Consider the following 23,952-nt stretch of genomic DNA (forward strand, 5'->3'; position numbering starts at 1 on the left):
GTCCTTTCGAATGTGGGCGGCGGCGTCAGACCAGCAGTTGGCCGCCGTCGACGGGGAGGCTCACACCGGTGATGTGCGCGGCCTGTGGCGAGGCGAGGAACACGGCCGCCGCGGCGACCTGTGCCAGGTCGGCGAACTGGTGCAGCGGGATGCGCGACAGCCAGGCCTCGCGGGCGGGCGACCCCTCCGGCATCCCTTCGCGCAGCATGGGGGTGTCGACGGGACCCGGAGCGACGGCGTTGACGCGGATGCCGGATGCCGCGAGCTCGACGGCCGCCCAGCGCGTGAGTGCGTCGACGGCCGCCTTACTCGACTCGTACGCGCCCATGCCGGGGGTGGGCTGGCGTGCGCCGATCGACGAGACGTTGACGATCGCCCCCCGCGTTCCGGTGGCGATCATGTGCCGGGCGACGGCCTGGGTCATCGCGAAGGTGCCGAGGATGTTGACCCGGATGGTGGTGTCGAAGTCGGCGACGGCGAGGTCGGTGACGGTGCCGTGCAGGTGCAGGATGCCGGCGTTGTTGACGAGCACGTCGATCGGCCCGTGGGTGGTGGCGACGTCCTCGACGGCGGCGGCGACGGCTGCGGCATCCGTGATGTCGATGCCGATCACGGCGACGCCGAGCTCGGCTCCCACGGCGTCCAGCCGGTCGCCGGGGAGGTCGGCGAGGACCACGAGGTCGCCCCGGTGGGTGAACGCCTGCGCCAGGGATCGGCCGATGCCGCCGGCGCCGCCGGTGATGAGGATGCACCTCGGAGTGCGGGTCATTCGTGCTCCTCTCTGAGCGTCTCGCCGGGCTGTCGCGGCGTCAGCGGCGACGTTATTATACAAACGTAGAAAAACACAACCCGTGATCCGGAACCGGAGGCGACGATGCCCGAACCGACCCTTGCCCGCAGGCCCCTCGGCCCTGGCGGCCCTCTCGTCCCGCCCCTCGGGCTGGGCTCATGGAACACCTGGGACCGCATGACGCCCGACGAGGCGGTCGGCATGATCCGCCGCGCGGTCGACGCCGACGCAGGCTTCTTCGACGTCGCGTACTACAACATGGGGCCGCACGCCGAGAACTCGAAGACCGACATCCGGTTCGGCGAGGCGCTGCGTGCCGGCGGCGTCGACCGCGGCGACGTCTTCCTGTGCGGCAAGCTGTGGCTCTGGGGCTGGCCGAACCAGGGGTTCCGCGGGCAGCTCGAGGAGAGCATCGCGCGCGCAGGCATCGACCGCTTCGACGCCGTCGTCGTGGGTGACTACATGGCCGCGCCCGACACGGACCGGCTGGTGGCCGACGTGAACGAGCTCATCGCCGACGGACTCTTCGACACGTGGGGCATCAACAACTGGGTGATCGACGACACGAATCGGGCGATGGATGCCGCGGCCGCGACCGGTGCGGTGCCGCCGACCTTCGCCCAGCTGAAGTACGGCATCGCCCGCCGTGCCATGGCAGAGGGGGAGCACTACGGCCCCCTCCTGCGGGACGGGGCGCTGGGGTTGCAGGCATCCGACGCGTTCGAGGGGGGAGTCCTGCTGGGGCGTGTGCCGGAGCGCAGGATCGGCGCCGACGTGGGGGGCATCCGCGAGCGCATCGCGGCCGCCGCGCCCGAGGTGGCGCGCATCGCCGACGACTTCGGTGCGACGCCCGCGCAGCTGGCGATCGCGTTCTGCCTGGCGAACCCGGCGACGGCCAACGTGCTGTTCGGCGCGTCGCGTCCCGCGCAGCTCGAGGAGAATCTGGGTGCGCTCGCGCTCGCCGCCGCGCACGGCGCCGAGGTGCGCGAGGCGCTCGCGCACCTGCGCCTGGACGCAGAGGTGGCGGCGGATGGGCGCTGGGCCCCGGCGGCATCCTGAGTGTTATCTACGTGCGTGGAAAAAAATCTGACGAACTCTTGACCTCTTTTTCCACGCATGTAGAATAACCAGCACGACACAGCGGAGTGGCGTCGCGATCCGGCTCTCACAGCGGGGCGAGGCAGCTCCACCTCCTTCCACACCCGCACCGAGAGAAGGACTCGATGAAGAAGACACACCTGGCCGCGACCGCCGCCGTGCTCACGGCGACGGCCCTCGTGCTCGCCGGCTGCTCCGGCAGCGACGCCGGCACCGGCGGCGGCGGTGGCGACGACGCCTCCGGCATCACCGACCTGAAGATCGGCAACTTCCTCGACGTCACGTCGTGGGACCCGTCGCTGGCCGACATCGGCTTCGACGGACCGTACCTGTCGGCGGTGTACGACGCGCTCATCGCGCTCGACGCCGACGGCAACCCCGTTCCCTCGCTGGCGGAGAAGTGGACCGTCGCCGACGACAAGCTGTCGATCGACCTCGACTTCCGCACCGGCACCGAGTTCAGTGACGGCTCGCCCGTCGACGCGGATGCCGTCGTCAAGAGCCTCGAGTACCTCAAGGCCGGCGCCCGCTCGAACGAGGCCTACCTGAACGTCTCGTCGTTCGAGGCCGTCGACGACGACACCGTGCGCATCAATCTCACCCAGCGCGACGACACGATCCTGTACCTGATGGGCCTCGGCCGCAGCTACGTCATGTCGCCCGCCGCGATCGATGCCGGCACGCTCGGCAAGGAGCCGGTCGGTTCGGGTCCGTACACCCTCGCCGACGACAGCGTCGCCGGGTCCGAGTACCACTTCGACAAGGTCGACGGTTACTGGGATGCCGCGACCTACCCGTGGACCGACCTGGCGATCTTCCCGATCCTCGACGCCACCGCCCGTCAGAACGCCATGCTGTCGGGGCAGATCAACGTGCAGTACGGCGACGTCGCCAATGCCGACGCCGCCGAGCAGGCGGGCTGGAACACCGCCTCCCGCGTGTCTGGCTGGGCCGGTCTCGTCTTCACCGACCACACCGGCGCGAAGAACCCGGCGTTCGGCGAACTCGACGTGCGCCAGGCCCTCAACTATGCGTTCGATGGTGCGGCCATCCTGAACGCCGTGGGCAGCGGTGCGGGTGTGGCGACGAACCAGGTCTTCCCCGACGGCGGCAACATCAACGACCCGGCTCTGAACGACCGTTACGCCTACAGCATCGACAAGGCCAAGGAGCTCATGGCCGACGCCGGCTACGCAGACGGGTTCGCGCTCAACATGCCCATGTCGCCGGTGTTCCAGGTGTGGCAGCCCTCGGTCGAGCAGGCGCTCGGCGAGATCGGCATCACCGTCACGTGGGACAACGTGCAGATGCCCGACTACCAGCTGAACGCCCCGAACTACCCGGTGTTCATCTCGTTCCTCGCGATGGACGGCAACGACATGGCCACCGTCAACCGTCAGGTGGCGACCCCGCAGTGGTTCAACCCGACCCCCGACTGGGAGCAGAACGAGGTCATCAAGCCGCTCGTGGAGGACGTCTACGCGGCCGACGGCGACGACCAGACCGCCGCGATCAAGGCGCTCAACGAGGGACTCGTCGAGCAGGCCTGGTGGGCGCCCTGGTACCAGGCGAACAACACCTACTACAGCGTGAAGGGCATCGAGGTCCAGCCGATCATCGGCATGATGTTCCCGACGCTGCGCTACATCACGCAGGGCTGAGCCCCCGCCGGGGCGGGCCGAGACCGGCCCGCCCCGGCATCCGCTCGCTCCGGCATCCATCCCCCCGAGAGGTCTTCATGCTGCTGTTCACGCTGAAACGGCTGGGCGCAGGTCTCGTGCTGCTGTTCGTGGTCTCGATCGCCACGTTCTTCCTCGCGCACTTCGCGATCAGCGACCCGACCGCCGCCCTGCTCGGCACGTCCGCCACTCCCGCCCAGCAGGCGGCGCTCGCCGAGAAGATCGGCATCGACCAGCCGATCCTGGTGCAGTTCTGGAACTGGTTCTCGGGTGTGCTGCACGGCGACTTCGGCTTCTCGTGGCGCAACTTCCAGCCGGTGGGGGAGCAGCTGGCGCTGAAGGTGCCCGTCACGCTGTCGGTCGTCACGTTCGCGACGCTGATCATCGCGGTCGTCGGCACCGCGTTCGGCGTCACCGCGGGACTGCACCCGGGCGGCTGGTTCGACCGTGTCACCAAGGCGATCTCGGTCGTGCTGTTCGCGCTCCCCGGGTTCTGGGTCAGCCTGGTGCTCATCACCTGGTTCGCGATCGACCTGATGTGGTTCCCCGCCGTCGGCTACGTCCCGTTCGACCAGTCGGTCACCGGCTGGCTCCGCTCGATCACCCTTCCCGCGGTGTCGCTCGCGCTGGGCGGCATCGTGGCGGTGGCCGAGCAGCTGCGCAACGCGATCCTCGCCGCCAACCGGCAGGACTACGTGCGCACCCTCCGCAGCCGCGGCCTCGGGCAGCGCTCGATCACCCTCCACCTGCTGCGCAACTCGTCGCCGGCCGCACTCACGACGCTCGCCCTGATGTTCGTCGGGCTGCTGTCGGGCTCGGTGGTCGTCGAGGGCATCTTCAGCCTCCCCGGCCTCGGCCAGCTCACCAACCAGTCCTCCCAGAACGGCGACATCCCGATGCTGCTGGGCATCACCGTCATCTCGGTCGTGTTCGTCGTCATCGTCAACCTGGCCCTCGACCTCGTGCTGGCCTGGCTCAACCCGAAGGCACGCGTGCAATGAGCGCCACGACCCTCACCGGCACCCTCGACCCGGCGCGCGCCCGCCGCTCCGGCCTGTTCCTCCGCTTTCTGCGCCGTCCGGCCGGCGTCATCCCGCTCGCGATCTTCGTCCTCATCGTGCTGGTCGCGGTGTTCGCGCCGCTGCTCGCACCGTACGACCCCAACTACGTCGACCTCGCCGTGGCGAAGTCGCCCCCGAGCCCCGAGCACCTGCTGGGAGCGGACTCCACGGGCCGCGATATCCTGAGCCGTCTCATCTGGGGCACGCGCACCACGCTGTGGGGAGCGCTCATCACGATCGTGACCGCCGTCGTGCTCGGCGTGCCCACGGGCATCGCCGCCGGCTACTTCGGCCGCACCTTCGACAAGATCGCGATGTGGATCAGCGACGCGCTGCAGTCCGTGCCCGGCATGATCATCCTGCTCGTGGTCGCGGCCGGAACGCGGTCGGACTTCGTGATCCTGATGGCCACCGTGGGTGTGTTCATGGCACCCGGCTACTTCCGCATGGCGCGCTCCACGACGCTCATGGTGCGCGGCGAGACGTACATCGACGCCGCCCGCGTGTCGGGGCTCACCAACGGCCGCATCCTGTCGCGGCACGTCATCCGCTCGACCTATGCCCCCGTCACGATCCAGACCGCGCTCACCGCGGGCATCGCGATGGGCATCCAGGCGGGACTGCAGTTCCTCGGCATCGGCGACGCCAATACCCCGAGCTGGGGCGCGATGATGAGCGAGGGCTTCCGCGTGATGCTCTCCAACCCCAACATCCTGCTGTGGCCGTCGCTCGCGCTCGGCATCACGATCGCGGTGCTCGCGCTCATGGGATCGACGCTGGCCGAGCTCATCCAGCTGCGCTCGCCCGAGGCGAAGAAGGACCGCGCGCTCGCCCGCAAGGCGCGCAAGGGCGCGCCGGGCGTCGCCGTCGTCACCGAGGAGGAGGTGCGGCCCGAGCCGCCCGCGCTCACGACAGGCACGCTGCGCCACATCGCCGAGTCGTCGACCATGCGCGTCGAGAACCTCCGCGTGACGTATCGCACGTCGGCGGGGCTCGTCGAGGTCGTGCACGGCATCTCGCTCGACATCGCCCCCGGCGAGGTCGTCGGCGTCGTCGGCGAATCGGGGTCGGGCAAGTCGCAGACGGTGTTCTCGATCCTCGACCTCCTGCCCGAGGGCGGCGAGGCGCACGTCGACGGCATCTGGATCGGCGGGAAGGAGGTCACCGGCCTCGACCGCGCGAAGCGCCACGAGCTGCTCGGCAAGGAGATCGGCTACATCCCGCAGGAGCCGATGTCGAACCTCGACCCGTCGTACACGATCGGCTACCAGCTCACCGAGCCGCTGCGGAAGGTGCACGGCCTCGGCCGTGCCGAGGCGAAGGCCCGCGCGCAGGCGATGCTCGAGCGCGTCGGCATCGTCGACGCCCCGCGCGTGCTGCGCAGCTACCCGCACCAGATCTCGGGCGGCATGGCGCAGCGCGTGCTCATCGCCGGTGCGATCTCGGGCCGCCCGTCGCTGCTCGTCGCCGACGAGCCGACCACAGCGCTCGACGTCACGGTGCAGGCCGAGGTGCTCGAGCTGCTGCGCGAGCTGCAGGCCGAGTACGGCATGGCACTGCTGATCGTGACGCACAACTTCGGCGTCGTCGCCGACATCTGCGACCGCGTCGTGGTGATGCAGCACGGCGACGTGATCGAGGAGGGGCAGGTGGACGCACTGTTCGCCGCGCCCGCCGACCCCTACACGCGCGAGCTCATCGCGGCGTCGCTGGACGACGCCGAAGGACGCGCCGAGTTGGATGCCGCATGGGCGGCGCCCGCTCCCGTCGGGGCGGCGCCCGTGCCCGGCGAGCACGACGGGCCGCAGGTGGCGGCATCCGCAACCGAGAGGGAGGCGACCCGATGACCGACGTACCACTCCTGGACGTCCAGGACGTCGTGGTCGACTACGGCCGCGGGCGGCGCGCGTTCCGCGCGCTGCGCGGAGTGTCGCTCGACATCGCCCCGGGCGAGTGCGTGGGCCTGGTCGGCGAGTCCGGCTCGGGCAAGTCCACGCTCGGCAAGGCCGTGCTCGGGCTCGCGCCGGTCTCGCAGGGGCGCATCGTGTTCGACGGCCGCGACATCACGCATGCCAAGGGAGCGCAGCGCCGGGCGCTGGCCGCCGACATCCAGGTGGTGTTCCAGGACCCGTACGGGTCCCTCGACCCGGCGATGACGATCGGCGACATCCTCGCCGAGCCGCTCACCGCGGGCGGCATGGGGCGCCGCGAGGCGCGCGGCCGCGTCGCCGAGATGCTTGACCGCGTGAAGCTCCCGCAGGCATCGGCCGAGCGGTTCCCGAACGAGTTCTCGGGCGGTCAGCGGCAGCGCGTCGCGATCGCCCGCGCCCTGGTGCGCCGGCCGCGGCTCATCGTGTGCGACGAGCCGGTGAGCGCGCTCGACCTCACGACGCAGGCGACGATCCTCGACCTGTTCATCGAGCTGCAGCGCGACACCGGGGTCTCGTACCTGTTCGTCTCGCACGACCTCGGCGTGGTGCGCCGGGTCTGCCACCGGGTCGCGGTGATGTACCGCGGCGAGCTCGTCGAGACCGGTGCGGGGGAGCAGGTCACGCGTGCGCCCGCCCACCCGTACTCCGAGCGTCTGCGGCTCGCCTCACCGATCGCCGACCCTGCCGCGCAGCGCGTGCGCCGCGAAGCGTGGCTGCAGACCCGCTCCGCGTCGGACGCACCGGCGCCGGTAGCGTAGCGGCAACGCAGAGAGGGCAACGGATGCCGAAGATCATCGATCACGACGAGCGACGCCGCGAGATCATCGAGGTCGCCAAGGGGATCATCCTCAAGGGCGGCTTCGATGCGGCGACGATGCGGTCGATCGCCGCCGAGGCGGGGTTCGCCAACGGCGCGCTCAAGCACTACTTCCCCGGCAAGGACAGCATCGTCGCGGCCACGTTCGAGAGCATCCTCGATCAGATGGGTCACGCGGTGACGGGCGCCGACGACGGGGGCGACGCCGGCGACCGGCTGCGCGCGTTCCTGCAGGCGCCGCTGCCGCGCACGCCCGACGACATCGCGGCCGGGCGCGTGCTGCTGGCGCTGTGGGAGTACGCGATGTCGAACGACGACCTCGCCGAGCTCTATCGACGCCACCTCGCGAACTGGCGCCAGACGTTCCTGGAGCGCTTCGCCGAGGCGCGCGAGGCCGGCGCCATCGCGGTCGATCCGCCCTACGAGCCGCTGGCGAACGAGTACATCTCGGTGACGATCGGCGCCGCAGTGGTGAACCTGATGTACCCCGACGGCGCGCGCGTGCCCGACTACGACCGCTATCTCGACGACTTCCTCGCGCGCCTGCGCTGAGCCTGCCGCGGCGACGCCGCGACCCGAAAGGACCCCCATGACCGCTCTGTCCGTGCACCGTGTCGCCGCCGACGCCCCTTCCGGCCCCGCCGTGCTGCTCGTGCACGGGCTGGCCTCGCGCGGCCGGGTGGACTGGCCGGATGCCGAGTGGGCGACCCCGCTGGCCGCGGCCGGCCGCGACGTCTATGTCGTGGACCTCCCCGCGCACGGCGACGCGTCGCGCCCCGAGGCGCCGGTCACAACGAGCGAGGTCGTCGACCTGCTCGCCGCGATCGTGGCGGAGGCGGGTGGTCCGGTCGACGTGATCGCGTACTCGCTGGGTGCACGCCTCGCGTGGGACCTCGCCGGGCGCTCGATCGACGCCGACCCCGCGGTGCGCCGCCTCGTCCTGGGCGGACTCAGCCCGTTCGAGCCGTTCACGATGGTCGACCTCGGCGCCGCGCGCGGGGCGCTCGCCGGGGGCCCGGAGCCCGCGGACCCGCTCACCGGCATGATCCTGGGAATGGCGCGGATGCCGGGTCTCGAGCCCGCCGCCGTGCTCAACCTCGTCGAGGGTCTGGCCGCCGAGCCGTTCGATCCCGCGGCCGCTCCGCCGGCGGTGCCGGTGCTGCTCCTGGGCGGCACGGACGACCCCATGGCGCAGGGCATCGACGGTCTCGCCGCCGGCATCCCCGACTCCCGTGTGGTCCGTGTGCCGGGGGACCACCTGGCCGCCCTCCACGACGCCGCCTTCCGCGACGCTGCGTTCGCGTTCGTCCTCACCGACTGAACCGACCGCCCTCGATCGCGGCATCCGTCCGCCCTTTATTTTCAACGTCTGTAGAAAGGAAATCCATGACCACCACAGAGACGCCCGACGCCGCCCGCATCCTCGACATCGCCACCGGCTACATGGCCGCGCAGCAGTTGTTCCAGGCGAGCCGCATCGGCTTGTTCGCCGCGCTCGCCGACGGCCCGCTCGATGCCGACGCCCTCGCTGCCGCCACCGGCGTCACGCCCCGCATGGCACGGATCCTCGCCGACGCGCTCGCTGCGAAGGGGCTGCTCGCGCGCACCGACGGCGCGTACAGCCTGGAACCGGATGCCGCCGCCTACCTCGTGGGCGAGGCATCCGCCATCGACCTCGCGCCGTTCCTCACCTTCCTCGCCGAGATCAGCTACCCGCACTGGCTGCAGTTCGCGCGCACGGTCGACACCACCGAGCCCGGCGACCTGCAGATGGACGACGCCCGCTGGGGCACGTTCATGGCCGGCGTCATGACGTACAACCGCCTGCACGGCCAGGAGTTCGGCCGGCACGTCGACCTGTCGGGCGCGACCAACGCGCTCGACTTCGGCGGGCTGTCGGCGAGCTTCGCGATCGAGGCGATGAAGCGCAACCCGGGGCTGCACACGACGTTCGTGTACGCGCCCGGCTTCGAGGACGGTGTCGCGGACGCGCTCGCCGAGGCCGGCCTCGCCGACCGCGCGATCGTCGAGCCCGCCGACACTGCGACCGCCGCACCCGAGGGCGAGTACGACGCCGTGTTCGTGAACCACGTGATCCACCGGTTCTCGGCCGAGGAGAACGTCGCCATCCTGCGCCGCCTGCGCGCGGCGGCCGTGCCGGGCGCGACGCTGACGCTGCTCGACTTCTTCCTCGACGACGACGCCGACCAGCGCGCGCTCGACGCCGTGCACGCGGGGGAGTACCTCGTGATCGACGGCACCGTCGTCTACCCCGAGAGCGAGGTGCGCGCGTGGTTCGCCGACACGGGCTGGCAGGTGCGCGAGAAGGTCGTGCTGCCCGCGAGCCCCCGCGTGCTTGTGGCCACTGCGGTCTGAGACGTCGGGTACGAAGGGTGCGGGGGCTGCGGCTCCCGCGCCCTTCGTGTGCGAGGGCGGTGGCACAGGTGGATCGGATGCCGCAGTTGTCAGGCTGCGGCGGCGCTGAGCGCGACCCCCAGCCCGTCGACATCGGCAACGTCGCAGAAGTCGCAGAAGGCGATGGGTGCTGACTGCGCTCTCATCGTCCGCTACCCGACCGGTGCCCGGAGCCGACCGACTCAGGTGAGGTCTCGTACGATGTCCACGTGCTGAGAACCCCAGCCCCTGACGCGAGCCTCGACCCGTTCCGGGATGGCATAGCGGTTCTGACACGGGATGGAAAGGTCGAAGGCCACGTCGCGTCGACCGTCGGTACGTTCTGGTCCCCATCACGTCCCTTCGCAAAGCAGTGGTGGGTGTGGTTCATCGTCGTGTGGTGCAACGGCGATCGCGAGAACCCATTCGAGGACTATCCGCCGGACTGGATAACCGTGAGCGAGCTCAAGGCCGGTCGATTCGATTGGACTGGTGACGGGATACACCGCGGTAGTTACAGCGCCGAGTGGTTGGCACCAGAGGAAACCGCCCACCTGCGTCAGGAGCTCGGGATCTCCATAGACGACTTCTAGCAAACCGCAGGGTCGACGACCCGCTGACGGGCGCTACTCGACGGGCGAGCTGACGCCGCGCTGGTAGACCATGCGCCCGTCGACGATCGTCGCGGCCACCCCGATGTCGGCAAGGCCGCGGCCGGGCTCGAGCGGGTCCTCGTCGAGGATGCAGAGGTCGGCGTACTTGCCCGCCTCCAGCGAGCCCTTCACCGCGGTGGCGCCGTCCTGCGCCGCCGGCGCGGTGGTCATGCCGTGCAGCAGCCGCCGGCGCACCGCGGCGTCGTCGGACCCGAGCAGCGCGAGCGCGGCGTCGATGCTCGCACGCCAGTCGGGGGTCGCGATCGGCGCGTCGCTGGTGATCGTGGTCTGCACGCCGCGGGCGAGCATCTCGCCCAGGGGCCATGCGCGCCCTGCCCGCTCGGGGCCGAGCTGCGCGCTCGCCCACGCGTGGGTGGCCGCGGCGATGAGGGGCTGTACGGCCACACCGACGCCGAGCGCCTGCATCCGATCGAGCTGTTCGGGTGTCGCGAGGTCGCCGTGGACGACATAGTGCGGATGCCGCGCCTCCGGCGCACCGAGCCGCTCGAGCTCGCTCAGCAGCTCGTCGATCGACCGGTCGCCCGTGGCGTGCACCGCGATCTGCAGGCCGGCCTCGTGCGCGGCGGCGATCATGCCGCGGTAGGCGCCGACCGGATCGCTGTCTCCGTGGGTGAGCAGCTCGCCGTGCGAGCCGTCGAGGTAGGGGTCGGCCACCCATGCGCTGCGCATCGGCGGGATGCCGTCGGCGAAGATCTTGACGCCCGTGATCGACAGCCAGCGGGGATCGGTCGCCGGGGCGGCTTCGGCGACGCCCGCCTGCACGTCCTCGAGGCGGGAGTCGCCGTCGATCCGCCCGAACAGGCGCAGCAGCGTGACGCGCGAGGTCTGCGCGTGCTCGCGGTGCAGGGCGAGGTAGGTGCCGAGCATGTCGGAGCCGAAGCATCCGGTCTCGCCCTCGTCCTCGCCAGGGCCGATCCCCGGTTCGGTGTAGCTCGTGATGCCGAGCGAGGCGAGCAGTCGCCACGCGCGAGTCAGCGCGGTGCGGCGCTCGGCCTCGGTGGCGACCAGGGTGCCGTCGGGGGAGTGCCCGTGGTCGACGTCGCCGAAGAAGAGGCGCGGCCAGCGCGCGCCGAGCCATGCGGCGTGGAGGTGGGCGTCGTTGATGCCGGGGAGGGCGGTGCGTCCGTCCAGCTCGATCACCCGCGTCGCGGGACCGCTCAGCGCGTGGGCCGCATCGCCGGTCGCGACGACGAGGCCGTCTCGCAGGGCGATCGCGTCGACGTCGGTGTCGTGCGCATCGAACGTGTGGATGCGTCCGCCGCGGACGATGGTGTCGGCGGCTGCGTCATGGTGGTCCACGGCGCCCCTCTCGTTATTCCACCAGTGTAGACGAACGATGGGTGACATGTGAGGATGATCCGGCCGCATGTGGAGCATCGGATGCGCAAAAACCCTGCGTGTACGCGATGTCGAATGCGCGACCTCCTTTCGCCGTGACGGCGAGCGCATTCGGCTTGTCTGGAAGCGCATGATAGGAGCACAGGCGCGCGTGATCGTATACGATCCAAGAGTGCGCTGCTCAGGCATCCGCACCCCACCACAGACGAGGGAGTCCCCGTGACCGAAACCCGTGAGACCGAACTGCTGGCGTCCGTACCCGACGGGCTCTACATCGCAGGCGAGTGGCGTGCGGCCGAGGGCGGCAAGACGCTGAAGGTCTACGACCCCTCCACCGGCGAGGTCATCCGCGAGATCGCGTCCGCGTCGGCGAACGACGCCAAGGCCGCGATGGATGCCGCAGCCGACGCCTTCCCGGCATGGGCGGCGACCCCGGCCCGGGTGCGCGGCGAGATCCTGCGCAAGGCGTTCGATCTGCTGCAGGAGCGCAAGGAGGACTTCGCGCTCCTGATGACCCTCGAGATGGGCAAGCCGCTCGCCGAGGCGCGCGGCGAGGTCGCCTACGGCGGCGAGTTCGTGCGCTGGTTCAGCGAGGAGGCGCCGCGCATCCAGGGCCGCTACGGCGCGAACCCCGAGGGCACCGGCCGCATGGTCGTGTCGCAGCATCCGGTCGGCCCGTGCTACCTCATCACGCCGTGGAACTTCCCGCTCGCGATGGCCACCCGCAAGATCGCACCGGCCCTCGCCGCCGGCTGCACCGTGGTCGTCAAGCCCGCCGCGCTGACGCCGCTGACCACGCTGTTCTTCGCGAAGCTGCTCGAGGACGCCGGCGTTCCCGCCGGTGTCGTCAACGTGCTCACGACCACGTCGTCGGGTGCCGTGTCGGAGCCGATCATCACCGACCCGCGCCTGCGCAAGATCTCCTTCACCGGCTCCACCCCGGTCGGCGTGAGCCTGCTGCAGCAGGCGGCGCCGGGGGTGCTGCGCACCTCGATGGAGCTCGGCGGCAATGCGCCGTTCGTCGTGTTCGAAGACGCCGACCTCGACAAGGCAGTGGATGGCGCGATCGCCGCGAAGTTCCGCAACATCGGCCAGGCCTGCACCGCCGCCAACCGCTTCATCGTGCACCGTTCGGTCGCCGACGAGTTCGCCCGTCGGGTCACCGAGCGCGTGAACGGCTTCAAGACCGGCCGCGGCACCGAGGACGGCGTCACCATCGGCCCGCTCATCGACGACCGCGCCGTCGCCAAGGCCGCGCAGCTCGTCGAGGACGCCGTCTCGCGCGGTGCGCAGCTCCGCACCGGCGGCAAAGCCATCGACCGCCCCGGCACCTTCTTCGAGGCGACCGTCGTCTCCGACGTGCAGCCGGGCAGCGAGATCCTCCGCGAGGAGATCTTCGGACCGGTGCTGGCCATCGTCCCGTTCGACGACGAGGACGACGCCGTGCGCATCGCCAACGACACCGAGTACGGCCTGGTGTCGTACGTCTTCACCGAGAACCTGGCGCGCGGCCAGCGCATGATCGAGCGCCTCGAGACCGGCATGATGGGCCTCAACGTCGGCGTGGTCTCCAACGCCGCCGCCCCGTTCGGCGGTTGGAAGCAGTCCGGCCTCGGCCGTGAGGGCGGCGCTGAGGGCATCCACGAGTACCTGCAGACCAAGTACACGCTGACGCCCAACCCCTTCTGAATCGATAAGGCCAGAAGAGCGGATGCCTCGGGGGGAGGCATCCGCTCTTCTTCTCTGTGGCCCGGGCGGGGGTCTTCAGGCACCGGCTGCAGCTGCCACTCTTCTTCGTCAGGTTCGTTTTCCACAGCCTTCGCAGCTCGTGGATCAGCGGTGAGTACCGTGAACCAATGCGGAAACTCCTGGCATCGTCGCTCGCGCTCGTCGCGATGGGCGCTGCGCTCAGCGGCTGTGCCACGCTCTTCGAAGCGGGGAGCTTCAAGACCGCCTGGGACGCGTGCATCGAGAGCTTCGAGCACCAACCGATGCGCCAGTGGGAGGACGGCGAGATCGTCGAGACTGTGCCGGCGACTCGATCCTGCACCGCCTACGTCGAGGACCTCGGGAACGATGAGTTCGCCCTCAGCTTCAACACCCCTATGTGGGTGGCGGCGAAAGAGGACAACCGGCGGATCATGGATGTCTACAATGACGGCCGGCGCTCAGACGGTGACTAGGGAACTCGCTCGGGGTTCATTCGAGTGCCAACCGTGCACCGGTACAGGCGGACATCGACTCCGGGCATGCCAGAACCCCGCGGGGATGCCACGGGGTTCCAGGTTTCGTGTGCGACTCAGGCACTGACGTCGATCACCCGCTTCTAGGGGAGCGGGAAGGACGTGATGGGTGGTTGGTGGATCCGCACCCGCCTTCCATTCACAATCATGATGAGCCAGGTGCAGCCAGAGGAAGTCGCTTTGAGCGTCGTCTCGACTTCGACCTTGAACTCCTCTTCGAATCCGCCATCTTGATCGCTCATCTTCTCCAGCGCTTCCTCGAGGACAGCAGCAACTATGCTGCGACCGAAGGATTCGTAGGTGTGAGCGCCTAAGTGATCCTCGACGTACTTCCTGTCGAGCTTCTCGGGCATGTTGTCCTCCATCCCTTCTCTTATCGACAGGAACGGCGCGGCGCGCGTTCGAGTTCGCACCCCACACGCTCCACATCGAGCTTCGTCTCGGCGAGCGTCGCGGTCAACAGGCCTTCTCAACGCCGCAGGAGTGGGCGAACTGGCGACGGCCTCAGTCGCGGTTGAAGACAGCACGCGACGGCGAAGGCGACGTCGCAGGCGGCGAGTAGCGTGACCCCATGCGTTACGAGGATGCCTACCCTGTCGTGTTCGTGCACGACCTCACGACGACAACGGAGTTCTACGTCCGCACGCTCGGCCTGGACGTGCTCTTCGAATCCGACTTCTTCGTGCTCTTCGCGCTGCCCGGAGAACCGCGCGGCGCGATCGGATTCGTCCTCGAGGACCACCCCACAGCGCCACCCGAGGGCCCTGCCGTCACTCCCGGTGCCAGTGCATTCCTGACACTCCAGGTGGCCGACGCCGCAGAGGCACACGAGCAGCTCGCGCGAAGCGGCACCACCATCACTTACCAGCTTCGTGACGAACCGTGGGGGCAACGGCGCTTCGGCCTTCTCGATCCCAACGGCCTGTACGTGGACGTCGTCGAGCAGATCGCACCAAGTCCGGACTTCTGGGCCCACCATGGCGCCGGTGGCTGACGAGAAGCACAATGGCGGCATGACAGCGCAGAAGGCCATTGTCCGGATGTGGCGGGGCAGTGTGCGGAGTGAAGACACCGACGAGTACGTGGCGTACATCGAACGCACCGGCATGAGCGAGTATCGGGAGACTCCGGGGAACCTCGACGCGTGGATGCTGACACGCGACCTCGGCGACGGGACCACCGAGATCGTGACGGTGTCGCGTTGGCAGAGCCTTGAGGCGATCAAGGGCTTCGCGGGCGCGGACATCGAGAGCGCCGTGTACTACCCGGAGGACGACCGGTTCCTCGTCGAGCGCGACGACAAGGTCCGGCATTGGACCCAGGTGTCATAGCGCGCAAACCCGCCGGCTGCGGAGCGGCCTACGCGCGAGCGGCCCAGTGGTAATCGGTCCGCCGTCGCGGTCGTTGCCGGCACCGTCGGCGAACCAGTCCTGGCGTCCGCTTGCGTCGGTCGTCGCCCGAGGGGCGAGCCGAGGGCGCTGAACATCGTCACGCCGCCGTCGTCAGGTCGCGGCTGAGCACAGCGGCGCCGGCAGTCCCCTTCTTCGGAAGCTGGGTGATGCGCTCGTTCACCGCTGTGCCGTCTGGATGGCCGGCGGAGCGCCTGCGTCATGGCACCGCTCCCGCGAGGGTGACGCAGGCCCCCGTCAGCGAATCATGACGGCCCACGTCGGAGACCGCGTCGATCGGCCGGTCGGTTCCCGTCGGTGCGTGGAGTTCGCTGTGCCCAAGCGTTGTTCCAGGCCCGTGGCGGCTCTAGGCGGCCACCGCGCTGATGTGGCGCGGTGCCTCGGCGGGTGTCAGATCCGCGGGAACGCAATCCGGCGTCTCCTGCCATTCGATGACGATGCCACCGTTCCTGCTCGCTGCCTGCGAGAGCTCCTGCAGGTAGGAGGGATCGATCTGCTCCGGTTCGGCGGAATCGAACACGAACTTCAGAGGGATCGCCGGCTGGATCCAGATCGCGGTGCGGCCGCCAGGAACTCCATCGGGGTGCTTCCAGCTGAGGGTGAAGCACTCGCCTCGGCGCAGCTTCGTGGTGGCGACCACCTTGACGTGCGCGAGTACGTGATCCGGGATGACGGCGGGCTGCGTCTCGGCTCCGTAGAACAACTGTCCCATCGGGGTGTCCTTTCGAACTGGGAGGTGCGGGGTGGGTCAGGCTGCAGCGAGCGCGCGGCCGCGCTCGCGTCGGTTGTGGCGGTGGACAGCGAGCAGGTCCGCAAGGCCGCCGCGGCCGAGGGGGCGGATGCTCGGAACAAGGCTGAGGCCGGGCTCACGGCCTTGTGCGGCGTGCGGCCGTGCGGCGCGACGCTCGCTGAGATGGGGAAGCGGTGCAGCAGTGGCGTTCGTCATCGTCGTACCTCCAAAGGTGATGACACTAGAGAGCCATAAGTCACACTCTATGTCAAGTCCACGATGTATGTAATACAGATGATGTGACATTATTGGTGAGGCACAGCCGATGTCGAGTATGCTGAGGAGCGCAAAGTTGACAGTGATCGAAATTGACGGACGTCCGGCTCGCACGAAGAAGGCCGTACGCACCGTGTGGTGCCAGGTCGAACCAGGTTTCTGGGCCGGCAGCGCCGACGGCGAGTTCCTCGGAACCGTCGAAAGACTTGAAGACGGCGGATTCCGTGCGCGTGGCGCGACGGCGGAGCGTGTCGGAGAGTTCTCCACCCTCGCTCAGGCGAGGATTGCGATCAGAACCGAACCGGGGAGTCTGGGAGGCACTCATGCCCAAGACCGTTGTGCGACACGAGGGTGAGCATCTCTATGCCGACCAGCCGCTCTCCGAGGCGGGACAGCGCCTGAGCAAGGCAATCCTTCACCTGCGGCGCAGCGAGCGCGTGCAGGCCGATCGGGCAGTGCGCGCATCGCTGTTGTCGAGCGTCGACCTCACGGCGCTCCGCTATCTCGTTCAGGGTCAGCGCGACGACCGCCGGCTGAGCCCCAAAGACCTCATCGTCATGCTCGATACGTCGAGCGCAACGGTCACCAACGTGGTCGAGCGGCTCGTCGCTCGCGGATACATCACCCGCGTGCAGCATCCGACCGATCGCCGTGCGCACTACCTCGTGCCCACCGATGAGGCTGTGGCACACGTTGACGCCGCATACGCCGCGCGGGATGCGGCCGTGGTGGCCGTCATCGATCGGCTGGGCGACCGCGACGCCGAGTCCGCGGCCGAGATCATCGAGGAGATCGCCCAGGTGCTGGAATCCTTGGACGGCGAGCCGCGCTGACACGCGGCATCCGACTGCGCTTCCGCGGCTGCGCAGCGTGCTGTCGTCAGTGCGCTTCGGAGTGGGCGTGCAGCGCGTCAGTGCGCGTCTGCAAGTAGGTGCACAGCAGCGACACGAGCTGGAGGTCGGCGGCGAGCCTGGCCACCCCGGCTCCGTCGAGCTCGAACCCCTCGTCGCGCGCGGCGAAATGCACTCGCCACGTCGGGACGCCGTCGTCGAGCACCGTGGGCTGCACCGAGGTGATCGTCGAGGCGGAGCGCAGTTGCACCACAACGAGTCCGGTCTCAGGCCCCTCGGTGAAGTACTGCTCTATGACCGACAGGTCGGGCGTGCCACCCTCGTACGTGCTGAGGAAGTCCGCTACCCAAGACTGGACAGTGGTGTGGTCTCGATACGGCATCGCACTCCGCTCTCGCGCGGATGCCGGATGCACCCTCCCGGAGAGTGTACTCGCGGCCGCTGCCAGAAGAGTGAGACCGAATTCCAACGAGACGACCCGACGTCTCGCTCGGCGATGCGTCGCGGGCCGCAACCTGAGTCCACGAAAGCCTGAGGCTACGATGTGGGTCGATATCCGCTGCGGAGGGGACGATGGACACGGATTACTTCGCCGGCGACGACCGGACCAACTACCAGCGGATGCTCGCCGGGGACTTCTACATCGCTGACGATCCCGACATCGAGTTCGCGGTGCACCGGGGTGTGCGTCTGGTGCGCGAGTACGAGCAGGCGGTGGTCGCCGACGACGGCCGGGCCGGCAGCATCCTCGCGGAACTGGTCGGCACTCTGGGCGAGGGTGTATGGCTCAAACCCCCGTTGTTCGTCGACCTCGGGCGGAACATCCACATCGGCGCCCGCACGTTCATCAACTCCCATCTGACGGCGTTGGATGTCGCGGCCATCACGATCGGTGAGGACTGCCAGATCGGCCCGAACGTACAGCTGCTCACGCCGACCCACCCGCTCGACGCCCAGCGCCGGCGCGACAAGCTGGAGGCCGCGCAGCCCATCACGATCGGCGACAACGTCTGGCTGGGTGGCGGGGTCATCGTGTGCCCTGGCGTGACGATCGGTGACAACACCGTGGTCGGTGCGGGTGCCGTCGTCACCCGCGACCTGCCTTCCAACGTGCTCGCCGTCGGCAACCCGGCTCGCGTGATCCGCGAGCTCGGCTGAACTCCGCGTCGGCGGCAGGGCGAAGGCGCGCGCACGCGGGGATCGAACCCGACGATGACGGATAGGGTGGCGAGGTGACAGCGCCTGCCCCGTCGAGCCCCACCCCGGCACCACGGCCGGGCGCCATCTACTTCCTCGGGCGGGTGGTCCTGCGGCCGCTGTTCTGGCTGATGTACCGCCCGCGCATCGTCGGCCGAGGGAACGTGCCCGAGCGCGGGCCGGTGCTCCTTGCGAGCAACCACCTCGCGTCGCTCGACACGCTCATCATCCCGACATCCGCGGCCCGCCCTGTGCAGTTCCTCATCAAGTCTTCGTACTTCACGGGCTCCGGGACGCTCGGCCGCGTCAAGCGCTGGTTCTTCACGTCGATCGGCGGTGTCCCGGTGTACCGTGCGACGGGTCGCGATGCACGCGCCGCACTCGACGCCGGCAGCAGCATCCTGCGAGCCGGGAGCGTGTTCGCGGTCTTCCCCGAGGGAACCCGCTCGCGCGACGGGAAGCTGCACGAGGGGCACGGCGGCGCGGCATGGATGGCGCGCGACACCGGCGCCGCGGTCGTGCCCGTCGGACTGATCGGGAGCGGAAACGTCACGCCGCTGAGCCATCTGCTGCCGGGGAGGCCGCGCGTGGAGGTGCACTTCGGCGAACCGCTCGACCTCACCGACCTCGAAGGGGTGCCGGACGGCAAGGCTCGCCGCGAGATCACCGAGCGCATGATGGCCGCCATCGCACGCCTGAGCGGACAGGAACGCTCCGGCAGCGTGAACGCGACGTCGCGCGACTGAGCCCGCTCCTGGTTCACTGCGGAGTCATGGACGAACTGCTGAGTGACGGTGAGGTCGCGGTGCGGGCGAGCCTGGCTGGGGCGGCAGTCGCTCGAGCCCGTGCGCGGCTGCTGCTCGACAACACGATCCGGTCGAGGTTCAGCCCGCGCTGCTTGTCGAGTACCTTGGCGCTGGCATGGGTGGCGACGGGCCGACAAGCGGCCTACGTCACGGGTGGAGACCTTCGGGGCAGCGTTCACTGGGCAGCGGGCATCGCGCTGTGCCAGGCCGCCGGCGCCGTCGGGCGCTGCACACCGGCGACCACGGGATGCTGGCCGCCGCCGACGCGGAAACACACGCATTTCTGCTCGAGGCGATTCGCTAGGTCGAAGGGGCAGGGAGTAGCAAGCCGACGCCTGAGGCCAGCCGCGGAAGTGAGGCGCGTCCGGAGGATCCGCGCGAATGCGCTGTGGCCGTCAGTGGAGGGTCTCGCCGCGCTTCAGCATCTCGACGTACTCGGCGACGCGGGCGGCTCGGGACGCCGGCCGCTTGAGATTAGCCACGCGGAAGGCCATCGCGAACCGGTTCTGCGCCGACTGGCTCGCGAAAGCCTTGGCGATCTCGGGATCCGCATCCAACGCCTCCTTCAGCTCCGCGGGCAGGTCGCCGTCGCGCTGCCGATACGCGTTGTCCCATCGCCCGTCCGCCTTGGCGCGGTCGATCTCGTGCTGGCCTTGCGGCCGCATCCGACCTTCCTCCATCAGGCGAGTCACGTGACCGATGTTGACCTTCGACCAGATGCTCCTGGGCCGACGTGGTGTGAAGGTCTGCAGGAAGAAGTCGACATCGAGGGATTGCGACTGGCCATCGATCCACCCGAAGCACAGCGCGACGTCGAGCGCTTCGGCATACGTGATCCCGGGTTGCTTCGAGGCCTTCTTGCGCAGTCTTAGCAGGACCCCGATCGGGCCGGGGTCGGAGTCGAGCCAGGCTTCCCACTCCGCGACCGTGTCCACGTGCAGCACGGGTTTGCTTACGCGAGTGGCCATGACGGGAGGATAGCTCTCACCTCCGACTCCAGCGCCCGAGAGCCGACGCCTGCCGCGACCCTGCCGCGGCATCCGCTCGCTACGATCGGCGAGTGGGATTCGAAGGACTCGATCGCGACGCCGTCTCGTTCTATGCCGAGCTTCGCGCAGACAACACGAAGGCGTGGTGGACGGCCAACAAAGCCCGCTACGACAAGGCCGTTCGTGGACCGTTCGAGGCACTCGGCGCGGAACTCGAGCCCGAGTTCGGCGCGGTGAAGATCTTCCGCCCGTATCGCGACGTCCGCTTCAGCGCCGACAAGACGCCCTACAAGCTCCACATCGGCATGGTCTCGCAGGCGACCGTGGCGCATTATGTACAGCTGAGCGAGGAGGGCCTGATGCTGGGCGGCGGCGTGTATGACGTGCCACCAGCGGCGTTGGCACGCTTCCGCGAAGCGGTCGACGATCCGCGCACCGCAGAGGATCTCGTTGCGCTGCTCGACGAGCTGCGCAGCGCAGGCTTCGAGCTGCTCCGTGACGGCGCCCTCAAGACCGCGCCGCGCGGGTACCGCGCCGACCACCCGCGCCTTGAGCTGCTGCAGCTCAAGCGGCTCGCGGTCGGCACCCACGAGCCCCCGGCCGACTGGATGTGGACGCCCGACGCGTACGACATCATCGCCGACGGCTGGCGCACGGTCTCGACCTGGTGCGCCTGGATCACCGAGACGCTCGGTGCCGAGCTGCTCGAGGCCGCCGAGTCGTCGAGGCGGGGCCGCGGCGGCGGGATGTGACGACAGGGCGCGCTGCCGAGGGGGAGGCCTCAATCCTGTCGTTCCTATTGATGATTGACTGGGTCGGTGGCCGACATTCCCACCCATCTGGACATCGCCGGAGCAGCGTTCACCCGCATCGACTCGCCCGATTCGATCGCGTGCTGGACGGCGAGTGTTGATTCCGCAGGCGGAGGCGGGCCTCGACCGGTGAGCATCGTCATCGACCCGGCCGCTCCGCCCGGGCACAGCGAGTTGGAGCTCGCCGCCGTCGTGGTGACCCGATTCGACGAGTTCGCCGATCTCGCCGCCGGGTACCTTCAACAGCGACTCGATGAACCGCGATTCGGGCTGACGGATGCCGAACTGCTGGCTCTGCAGAGCACGGAACCGCCATTCGATGAACCTGAAGCGGTGATCTGGGCTGATGGCAGCTGGATGCTGCGATTCGCGGAGTCACGGCTCGAGATGGCGGACCCATACGGAATCGGGGTCCTCTTCGAAGGGACGAGTCCGTGCGGGATCGAGGACCTGTCCGACGCCGACGAAGCGTAGATACTGCTCCGGTCTCTGGCGACTAGGCGAACATCTGGCGGAGCACGTCCAGGTCTCCCGCGTCGAGCGCCTTCGCGATCATGTCTGCGTCGGCCGGGTTGGGGTAGAGGCCGGACAGGTCGTCGGCGAAGATCGCGCGCATGGCGTCGATGTCGCCTGCGGCAGCTGCCGCGCTCATCGCCTCGACGGCGAGCTGGTACGGGATCTGCTGGTATCCGGCAGGCGCGTCGACCGGGTTGAAGTACGGCACCCACGGGATCGAGCCGTTCGGGTGGAGCAGCAGCACCTCGCCCGGCTGGATCGTTCGAGTGTGGTTGAGTTCGGCGATCGCCAGCGCGTTCGCCAGGCAGAATCGATCACCGATCGCGTACAGCGCGTCGCCGGGCGCGACGGTGTAGGTCACGATCCGGCCCACGGAATCCAGGCCCGCGGTGCCCGCGGCGAGGTCGCGTGCGCCCCGGTCCACCAGGTCCCCGCTCAGGTTCGCGCTCATCCCGCCGATGTGGAGCCAGGTCGGTTGGTCGCACCCGGCAGGACTGCCCTTCGGGATCGCGGTGCCGTTCCCGACGTACACGTAGCCGTCGCCCAGCTCGTCGATCATCGTCTTGCCGATCGGGTCGTCCGCCGCGGACGTCGGGCCGACGGTCGGCTCCGGAGTCGGCTGGAAGATCGCCCACGATGACATCGCCGCGTACGACGCCGATACGGTCGGCACAGCGAGGGCGACGAGGCCGCCGACGACGAGCACGGCAAGGCCCGTGGTGATCTTGGCGGCGCGGTTCATGAGGACGAACGTACTGGGACTGGGTGTACCAAAGCCAGCATCGGCCTACTCCACCACGCTCTCCGGGTGACGTCTTGACGGTGCGCAGGGAGCCGAGGATCGTGGGTCTCGAACCCGGCACTGGCGCTCCGTGCGCACCGTGCGGTTGCTCCATGCCCGTTGCGACCGAGGGAGAGTGCTGTCATGTCCACTGTCGTCGAGTCTCTGCGAAGCACGCTGGCCGATGCCGTCGTCGCCGAGGGCGACCCTCGCTACGACGAGGCGCGGATCGTGTACAACGCGATGATCGATAGACGGCCGGCGGCGGTCGTTCGGTGCGGAAGCGCTGCGGATGTCGCAGCCGTCGTGCGCGCCGCCGCGGAGTCGGGGACCGATGTCGCCATCCGTGGTGGAGGGCACAGCGTGCCGGGATTCGGCACGGCGGACGGCGCCCTGGTCGCCGATCTCAGCTGGCTCACGTCGGTGCACGTCGATCCGGCTGCGGCTACGGCAGAGGTCGGCGGGGGAGCGACCTGGGGGATGTTCAACGAGGCGGCGGGGGCGTACGGACTTGCGACAACGGGAGGGATCATCTCCACGACCGGGGTGGGCGGGCTGACGCTCGGCGGTGGGATCGGCTATCTCGCCCGCGGTTACGGGCTCTCCTGCGACAACCTGCTCTCCGCGGAGGTCGTGCTCGCCGACGGCAGGGTGGTCACCGCGAGTGCGGACGAGGAGCCCGATCTGTTCTGGGCCCTTCGGGGAGGGGGTGGCAACTTCGGCGTCGTGACGAAGTTCCGCTTCCGGCTGCATCCCGTATCCGAGATCTACGGCGGGCCGACGTTCTTCGAGCTCGCCGACGGGCCGGCCATCCTGGAGCACTTCCAGGAGGTCGTGCGCACGGCTCCTGGAGCCTTCGGCGGATTCCCGGCGTTCCAGATCGCGCCGCCGCTGCCGTTCGTTCCCGAGGACCGCGCCGGCGAGCCGTTCATGGCCGTCATCTTCTGTTACAACGGGCCCGCCGCAGAGGGCGAGAAGATCGTGCAAGGGTTCCGTGACGTCGCCACGCCGGTGGCGGAGGCGGTCGGGCCCATGCCTTACCCAGCGCTGAACGGTGCCTTCGACGCCCTCGTGCCTCCCGGTCTCCAGCACTACTGGAAGGCCTCGTTCGTGGACGAGCTCACGCCCGAAGCGATCGCCGCGCATATGGCGCACGGGCCACTCGTGCCCACGGTCAACTCGACCGTGCACTTCTACCCGATCAACGGTGCATGCCACGATGTCGCGCCGGAGGCGACCGCGTTCGGGCACCGCGACGCGAACTTCGCGATCGTGATCGCGGGCATGTGGCCCGACCCGACGGAGAACACCGCGAACACCGCATGGGTGAAGGACTACTTCGGGGCGATCGAGGGATTCGGGCAAGGAGGCGGGTACGTCAACTTCCTCTCCCAGGACGACCAATCGCAGACACCCGCGAACTACGGTGCGAACTACGCCCGGCTGCGACAGGTCAAGCACGCCTACGATCCCGAGAACGTGTTCCACATCAACCAGAACATCGTTCCCGCGGCCTAGCGCACGTCGACAAGCGCGAGGGTAGTCCCGGAGTGCGCAGGG

At 69.1% G+C, this 23,952-nt stretch carries 26 protein-coding genes; 19 read left to right on the top strand and 7 right to left on the bottom strand.

The window, feature by feature from the left end:
• Positions 1 to 25: 25 nt before the first annotated feature.
• A complete protein-coding gene (locus tag AC1DDU_RS11840; RefSeq protein WP_477434314.1) occupies positions 26 to 769 on the bottom strand; it encodes an SDR family NAD(P)-dependent oxidoreductase in 744 nt (247 codons plus the stop codon).
• Between the two features lie 105 nt (positions 770 to 874).
• On the opposite strand from AC1DDU_RS11840, the gene AC1DDU_RS11845 reads away from it, so the two are divergent.
• From AC1DDU_RS11845 to AC1DDU_RS11885, 9 genes are all read left to right on the top strand, one after another.
• Complete coding sequence (locus AC1DDU_RS11845) at positions 875 to 1,849, top strand: aldo/keto reductase (RefSeq protein ID WP_477434315.1); 975 nt, start codon at positions 875 to 877, stop codon at positions 1,847 to 1,849.
• A gap of 164 nt (positions 1,850 to 2,013) precedes the next feature.
• Entirely contained in the window at positions 2,014 to 3,549 is a 1,536-nt protein-coding gene (locus AC1DDU_RS11850; RefSeq protein WP_477434317.1) for an ABC transporter substrate-binding protein, read from the top strand.
• Between the two features lie 77 nt (positions 3,550 to 3,626).
• On the top strand, positions 3,627 to 4,568 hold the full coding sequence (locus tag AC1DDU_RS11855) for an ABC transporter permease (RefSeq protein WP_477434319.1): 942 nt from the start codon (positions 3,627 to 3,629) through the stop codon (positions 4,566 to 4,568).
• Positions 4,565 to 6,475: a dipeptide/oligopeptide/nickel ABC transporter permease/ATP-binding protein gene (locus tag AC1DDU_RS11860; protein WP_477434321.1), complete on the top strand. Its 1,911-nt coding sequence runs from the start codon at positions 4,565 to 4,567 to the stop codon at positions 6,473 to 6,475. Before AC1DDU_RS11855 ends, AC1DDU_RS11860 begins: the two co-directional genes overlap by 4 nt.
• Entirely contained in the window at positions 6,472 to 7,317 is an 846-nt protein-coding gene (locus AC1DDU_RS11865; RefSeq protein ID WP_477434323.1) for an ATP-binding cassette domain-containing protein, read from the top strand. The genes AC1DDU_RS11860 and AC1DDU_RS11865 overlap by 4 nt, the downstream gene beginning before the upstream one ends.
• A 23-nt stretch (positions 7,318 to 7,340) precedes the next feature.
• Positions 7,341 to 7,928 (top strand): TetR/AcrR family transcriptional regulator, encoded by a 588-nt coding sequence (locus AC1DDU_RS11870; RefSeq protein ID WP_477434325.1) that lies wholly within the window; start codon positions 7,341 to 7,343, stop codon positions 7,926 to 7,928.
• 37 nt (positions 7,929 to 7,965) lie between these two features.
• Positions 7,966 to 8,697 carry an alpha/beta fold hydrolase gene (locus AC1DDU_RS11875; protein ID WP_477434326.1) on the top strand — a complete coding sequence of 244 codons (732 nt, stop codon included), beginning with the start codon at positions 7,966 to 7,968 and terminating at the stop codon, positions 8,695 to 8,697.
• A gap of 65 nt (positions 8,698 to 8,762) precedes the next feature.
• Positions 8,763 to 9,752, top strand: coding sequence for a methyltransferase family protein (locus tag AC1DDU_RS11880; protein WP_477434328.1), 990 nt, complete (start codon positions 8,763 to 8,765; stop codon positions 9,750 to 9,752).
• Between the two features lie 248 nt (positions 9,753 to 10,000).
• Positions 10,001 to 10,363 (top strand): hypothetical protein, encoded by a 363-nt coding sequence (locus AC1DDU_RS11885; protein ID WP_477434330.1) that lies wholly within the window; start codon positions 10,001 to 10,003, stop codon positions 10,361 to 10,363.
• 33 nt (positions 10,364 to 10,396) lie between these two features.
• On the opposite strand, the gene AC1DDU_RS11890 is transcribed toward AC1DDU_RS11885, so the two are convergent.
• Positions 10,397 to 11,743 (bottom strand): amidohydrolase, encoded by a 1,347-nt coding sequence (locus AC1DDU_RS11890; RefSeq protein WP_477434332.1) that lies wholly within the window; start codon positions 11,741 to 11,743, stop codon positions 10,397 to 10,399.
• A gap of 258 nt (positions 11,744 to 12,001) precedes the next feature.
• On the opposite strand from AC1DDU_RS11890, the gene AC1DDU_RS11895 reads away from it, so the two are divergent.
• Entirely contained in the window at positions 12,002 to 13,471 is a 1,470-nt protein-coding gene (locus AC1DDU_RS11895) for an NAD-dependent succinate-semialdehyde dehydrogenase (RefSeq protein ID WP_477434334.1), read from the top strand.
• 167 nt (positions 13,472 to 13,638) lie between these two features.
• A complete protein-coding gene (locus AC1DDU_RS11900) occupies positions 13,639 to 13,965 on the top strand; it encodes a hypothetical protein (protein ID WP_477434336.1) in 327 nt (108 codons plus the stop codon).
• A 143-nt stretch (positions 13,966 to 14,108) separates the two neighbouring features.
• Here AC1DDU_RS11900 and AC1DDU_RS11905 read toward each other — a convergent pair whose 3' ends face one another.
• Positions 14,109 to 14,378: a hypothetical protein gene (locus tag AC1DDU_RS11905; protein ID WP_477434338.1), complete on the bottom strand. Its 270-nt coding sequence runs from the start codon at positions 14,376 to 14,378 to the stop codon at positions 14,109 to 14,111.
• A gap of 218 nt (positions 14,379 to 14,596) precedes the next feature.
• On the opposite strand from AC1DDU_RS11905, the gene AC1DDU_RS11910 reads away from it, so the two are divergent.
• Both AC1DDU_RS11910 and AC1DDU_RS11915 read left to right on the top strand, forming a co-directional pair.
• Positions 14,597 to 15,019, top strand: a complete 423-nt coding sequence (locus tag AC1DDU_RS11910) for a VOC family protein (protein WP_477434340.1) — start codon at positions 14,597 to 14,599, stop codon at positions 15,017 to 15,019.
• A 19-nt stretch (positions 15,020 to 15,038) separates the two neighbouring features.
• Entirely contained in the window at positions 15,039 to 15,356 is a 318-nt protein-coding gene (locus tag AC1DDU_RS11915; protein ID WP_477434342.1) for a hypothetical protein, read from the top strand.
• 424 nt (positions 15,357 to 15,780) lie between these two features.
• On the opposite strand, the gene AC1DDU_RS11920 is transcribed toward AC1DDU_RS11915, so the two are convergent.
• A complete protein-coding gene (locus tag AC1DDU_RS11920) occupies positions 15,781 to 16,146 on the bottom strand; it encodes a DUF7882 family protein (protein WP_477434344.1) in 366 nt (121 codons plus the stop codon).
• Positions 16,147 to 16,763: 617 nt separating this feature from the next.
• On the opposite strand from AC1DDU_RS11920, the gene AC1DDU_RS11925 reads away from it, so the two are divergent.
• The gene (locus tag AC1DDU_RS11925; RefSeq protein WP_477434346.1) at positions 16,764 to 17,273 is read left to right on the top strand and encodes a MarR family winged helix-turn-helix transcriptional regulator; all 510 of its coding nucleotides are present in this window, start codon (positions 16,764 to 16,766) and stop codon (positions 17,271 to 17,273) included.
• 46 nt (positions 17,274 to 17,319) lie between these two features.
• Here the strand turns inward: AC1DDU_RS11925 and AC1DDU_RS11930 are convergent, their stop codons facing one another.
• On the bottom strand, positions 17,320 to 17,673 hold the full coding sequence (locus tag AC1DDU_RS11930; RefSeq protein WP_477434348.1) for a protein-L-isoaspartate carboxylmethyltransferase: 354 nt from the start codon (positions 17,671 to 17,673) through the stop codon (positions 17,320 to 17,322).
• 191 nt (positions 17,674 to 17,864) lie between these two features.
• Between AC1DDU_RS11930 and AC1DDU_RS11935 the strand changes: the two genes are divergently transcribed.
• Together AC1DDU_RS11935 and AC1DDU_RS11940 are read left to right on the top strand one after the other, a co-directional pair.
• Positions 17,865 to 18,449 carry a sugar O-acetyltransferase gene (locus AC1DDU_RS11935; RefSeq protein WP_477434350.1) on the top strand — a complete coding sequence of 195 codons (585 nt, stop codon included), beginning with the start codon at positions 17,865 to 17,867 and terminating at the stop codon, positions 18,447 to 18,449.
• Positions 18,450 to 18,523: 74 nt separating this feature from the next.
• Positions 18,524 to 19,234: a lysophospholipid acyltransferase family protein gene (locus AC1DDU_RS11940; protein ID WP_477434352.1), complete on the top strand. Its 711-nt coding sequence runs from the start codon at positions 18,524 to 18,526 to the stop codon at positions 19,232 to 19,234.
• 455 nt (positions 19,235 to 19,689) lie between these two features.
• Here AC1DDU_RS11940 and AC1DDU_RS11945 read toward each other — a convergent pair whose 3' ends face one another.
• Positions 19,690 to 20,229, bottom strand: a complete 540-nt coding sequence (locus tag AC1DDU_RS11945; protein WP_477434354.1) for a YdeI/OmpD-associated family protein — start codon at positions 20,227 to 20,229, stop codon at positions 19,690 to 19,692.
• Between the two features lie 125 nt (positions 20,230 to 20,354).
• On the opposite strand from AC1DDU_RS11945, the gene AC1DDU_RS11950 reads away from it, so the two are divergent.
• Entirely contained in the window at positions 20,355 to 21,035 is a 681-nt protein-coding gene (locus AC1DDU_RS11950) for a DUF2461 domain-containing protein (RefSeq protein ID WP_477434356.1), read from the top strand.
• A 66-nt stretch (positions 21,036 to 21,101) separates the two neighbouring features.
• Positions 21,102 to 21,569, top strand: coding sequence for a hypothetical protein (locus AC1DDU_RS11955; protein ID WP_477434358.1), 468 nt, complete (start codon positions 21,102 to 21,104; stop codon positions 21,567 to 21,569).
• Positions 21,570 to 21,591: 22 nt separating this feature from the next.
• Here the strand turns inward: AC1DDU_RS11955 and AC1DDU_RS11960 are convergent, their stop codons facing one another.
• Entirely contained in the window at positions 21,592 to 22,353 is a 762-nt protein-coding gene (locus AC1DDU_RS11960) for a hypothetical protein (protein WP_477434360.1), read from the bottom strand.
• Positions 22,354 to 22,536: 183 nt separating this feature from the next.
• Here AC1DDU_RS11960 and AC1DDU_RS11965 point away from each other — a divergent pair, with 183 nt between their 5' ends.
• Positions 22,537 to 23,910 carry an FAD-binding oxidoreductase gene (locus AC1DDU_RS11965; protein WP_477434362.1) on the top strand — a complete coding sequence of 458 codons (1,374 nt, stop codon included), beginning with the start codon at positions 22,537 to 22,539 and terminating at the stop codon, positions 23,908 to 23,910.
• The last annotated feature ends 42 nt before the right edge of the window (positions 23,911 to 23,952 follow it).

Source organism: Microbacterium sp. 05T445 (genome assembly GCF_056395865.1).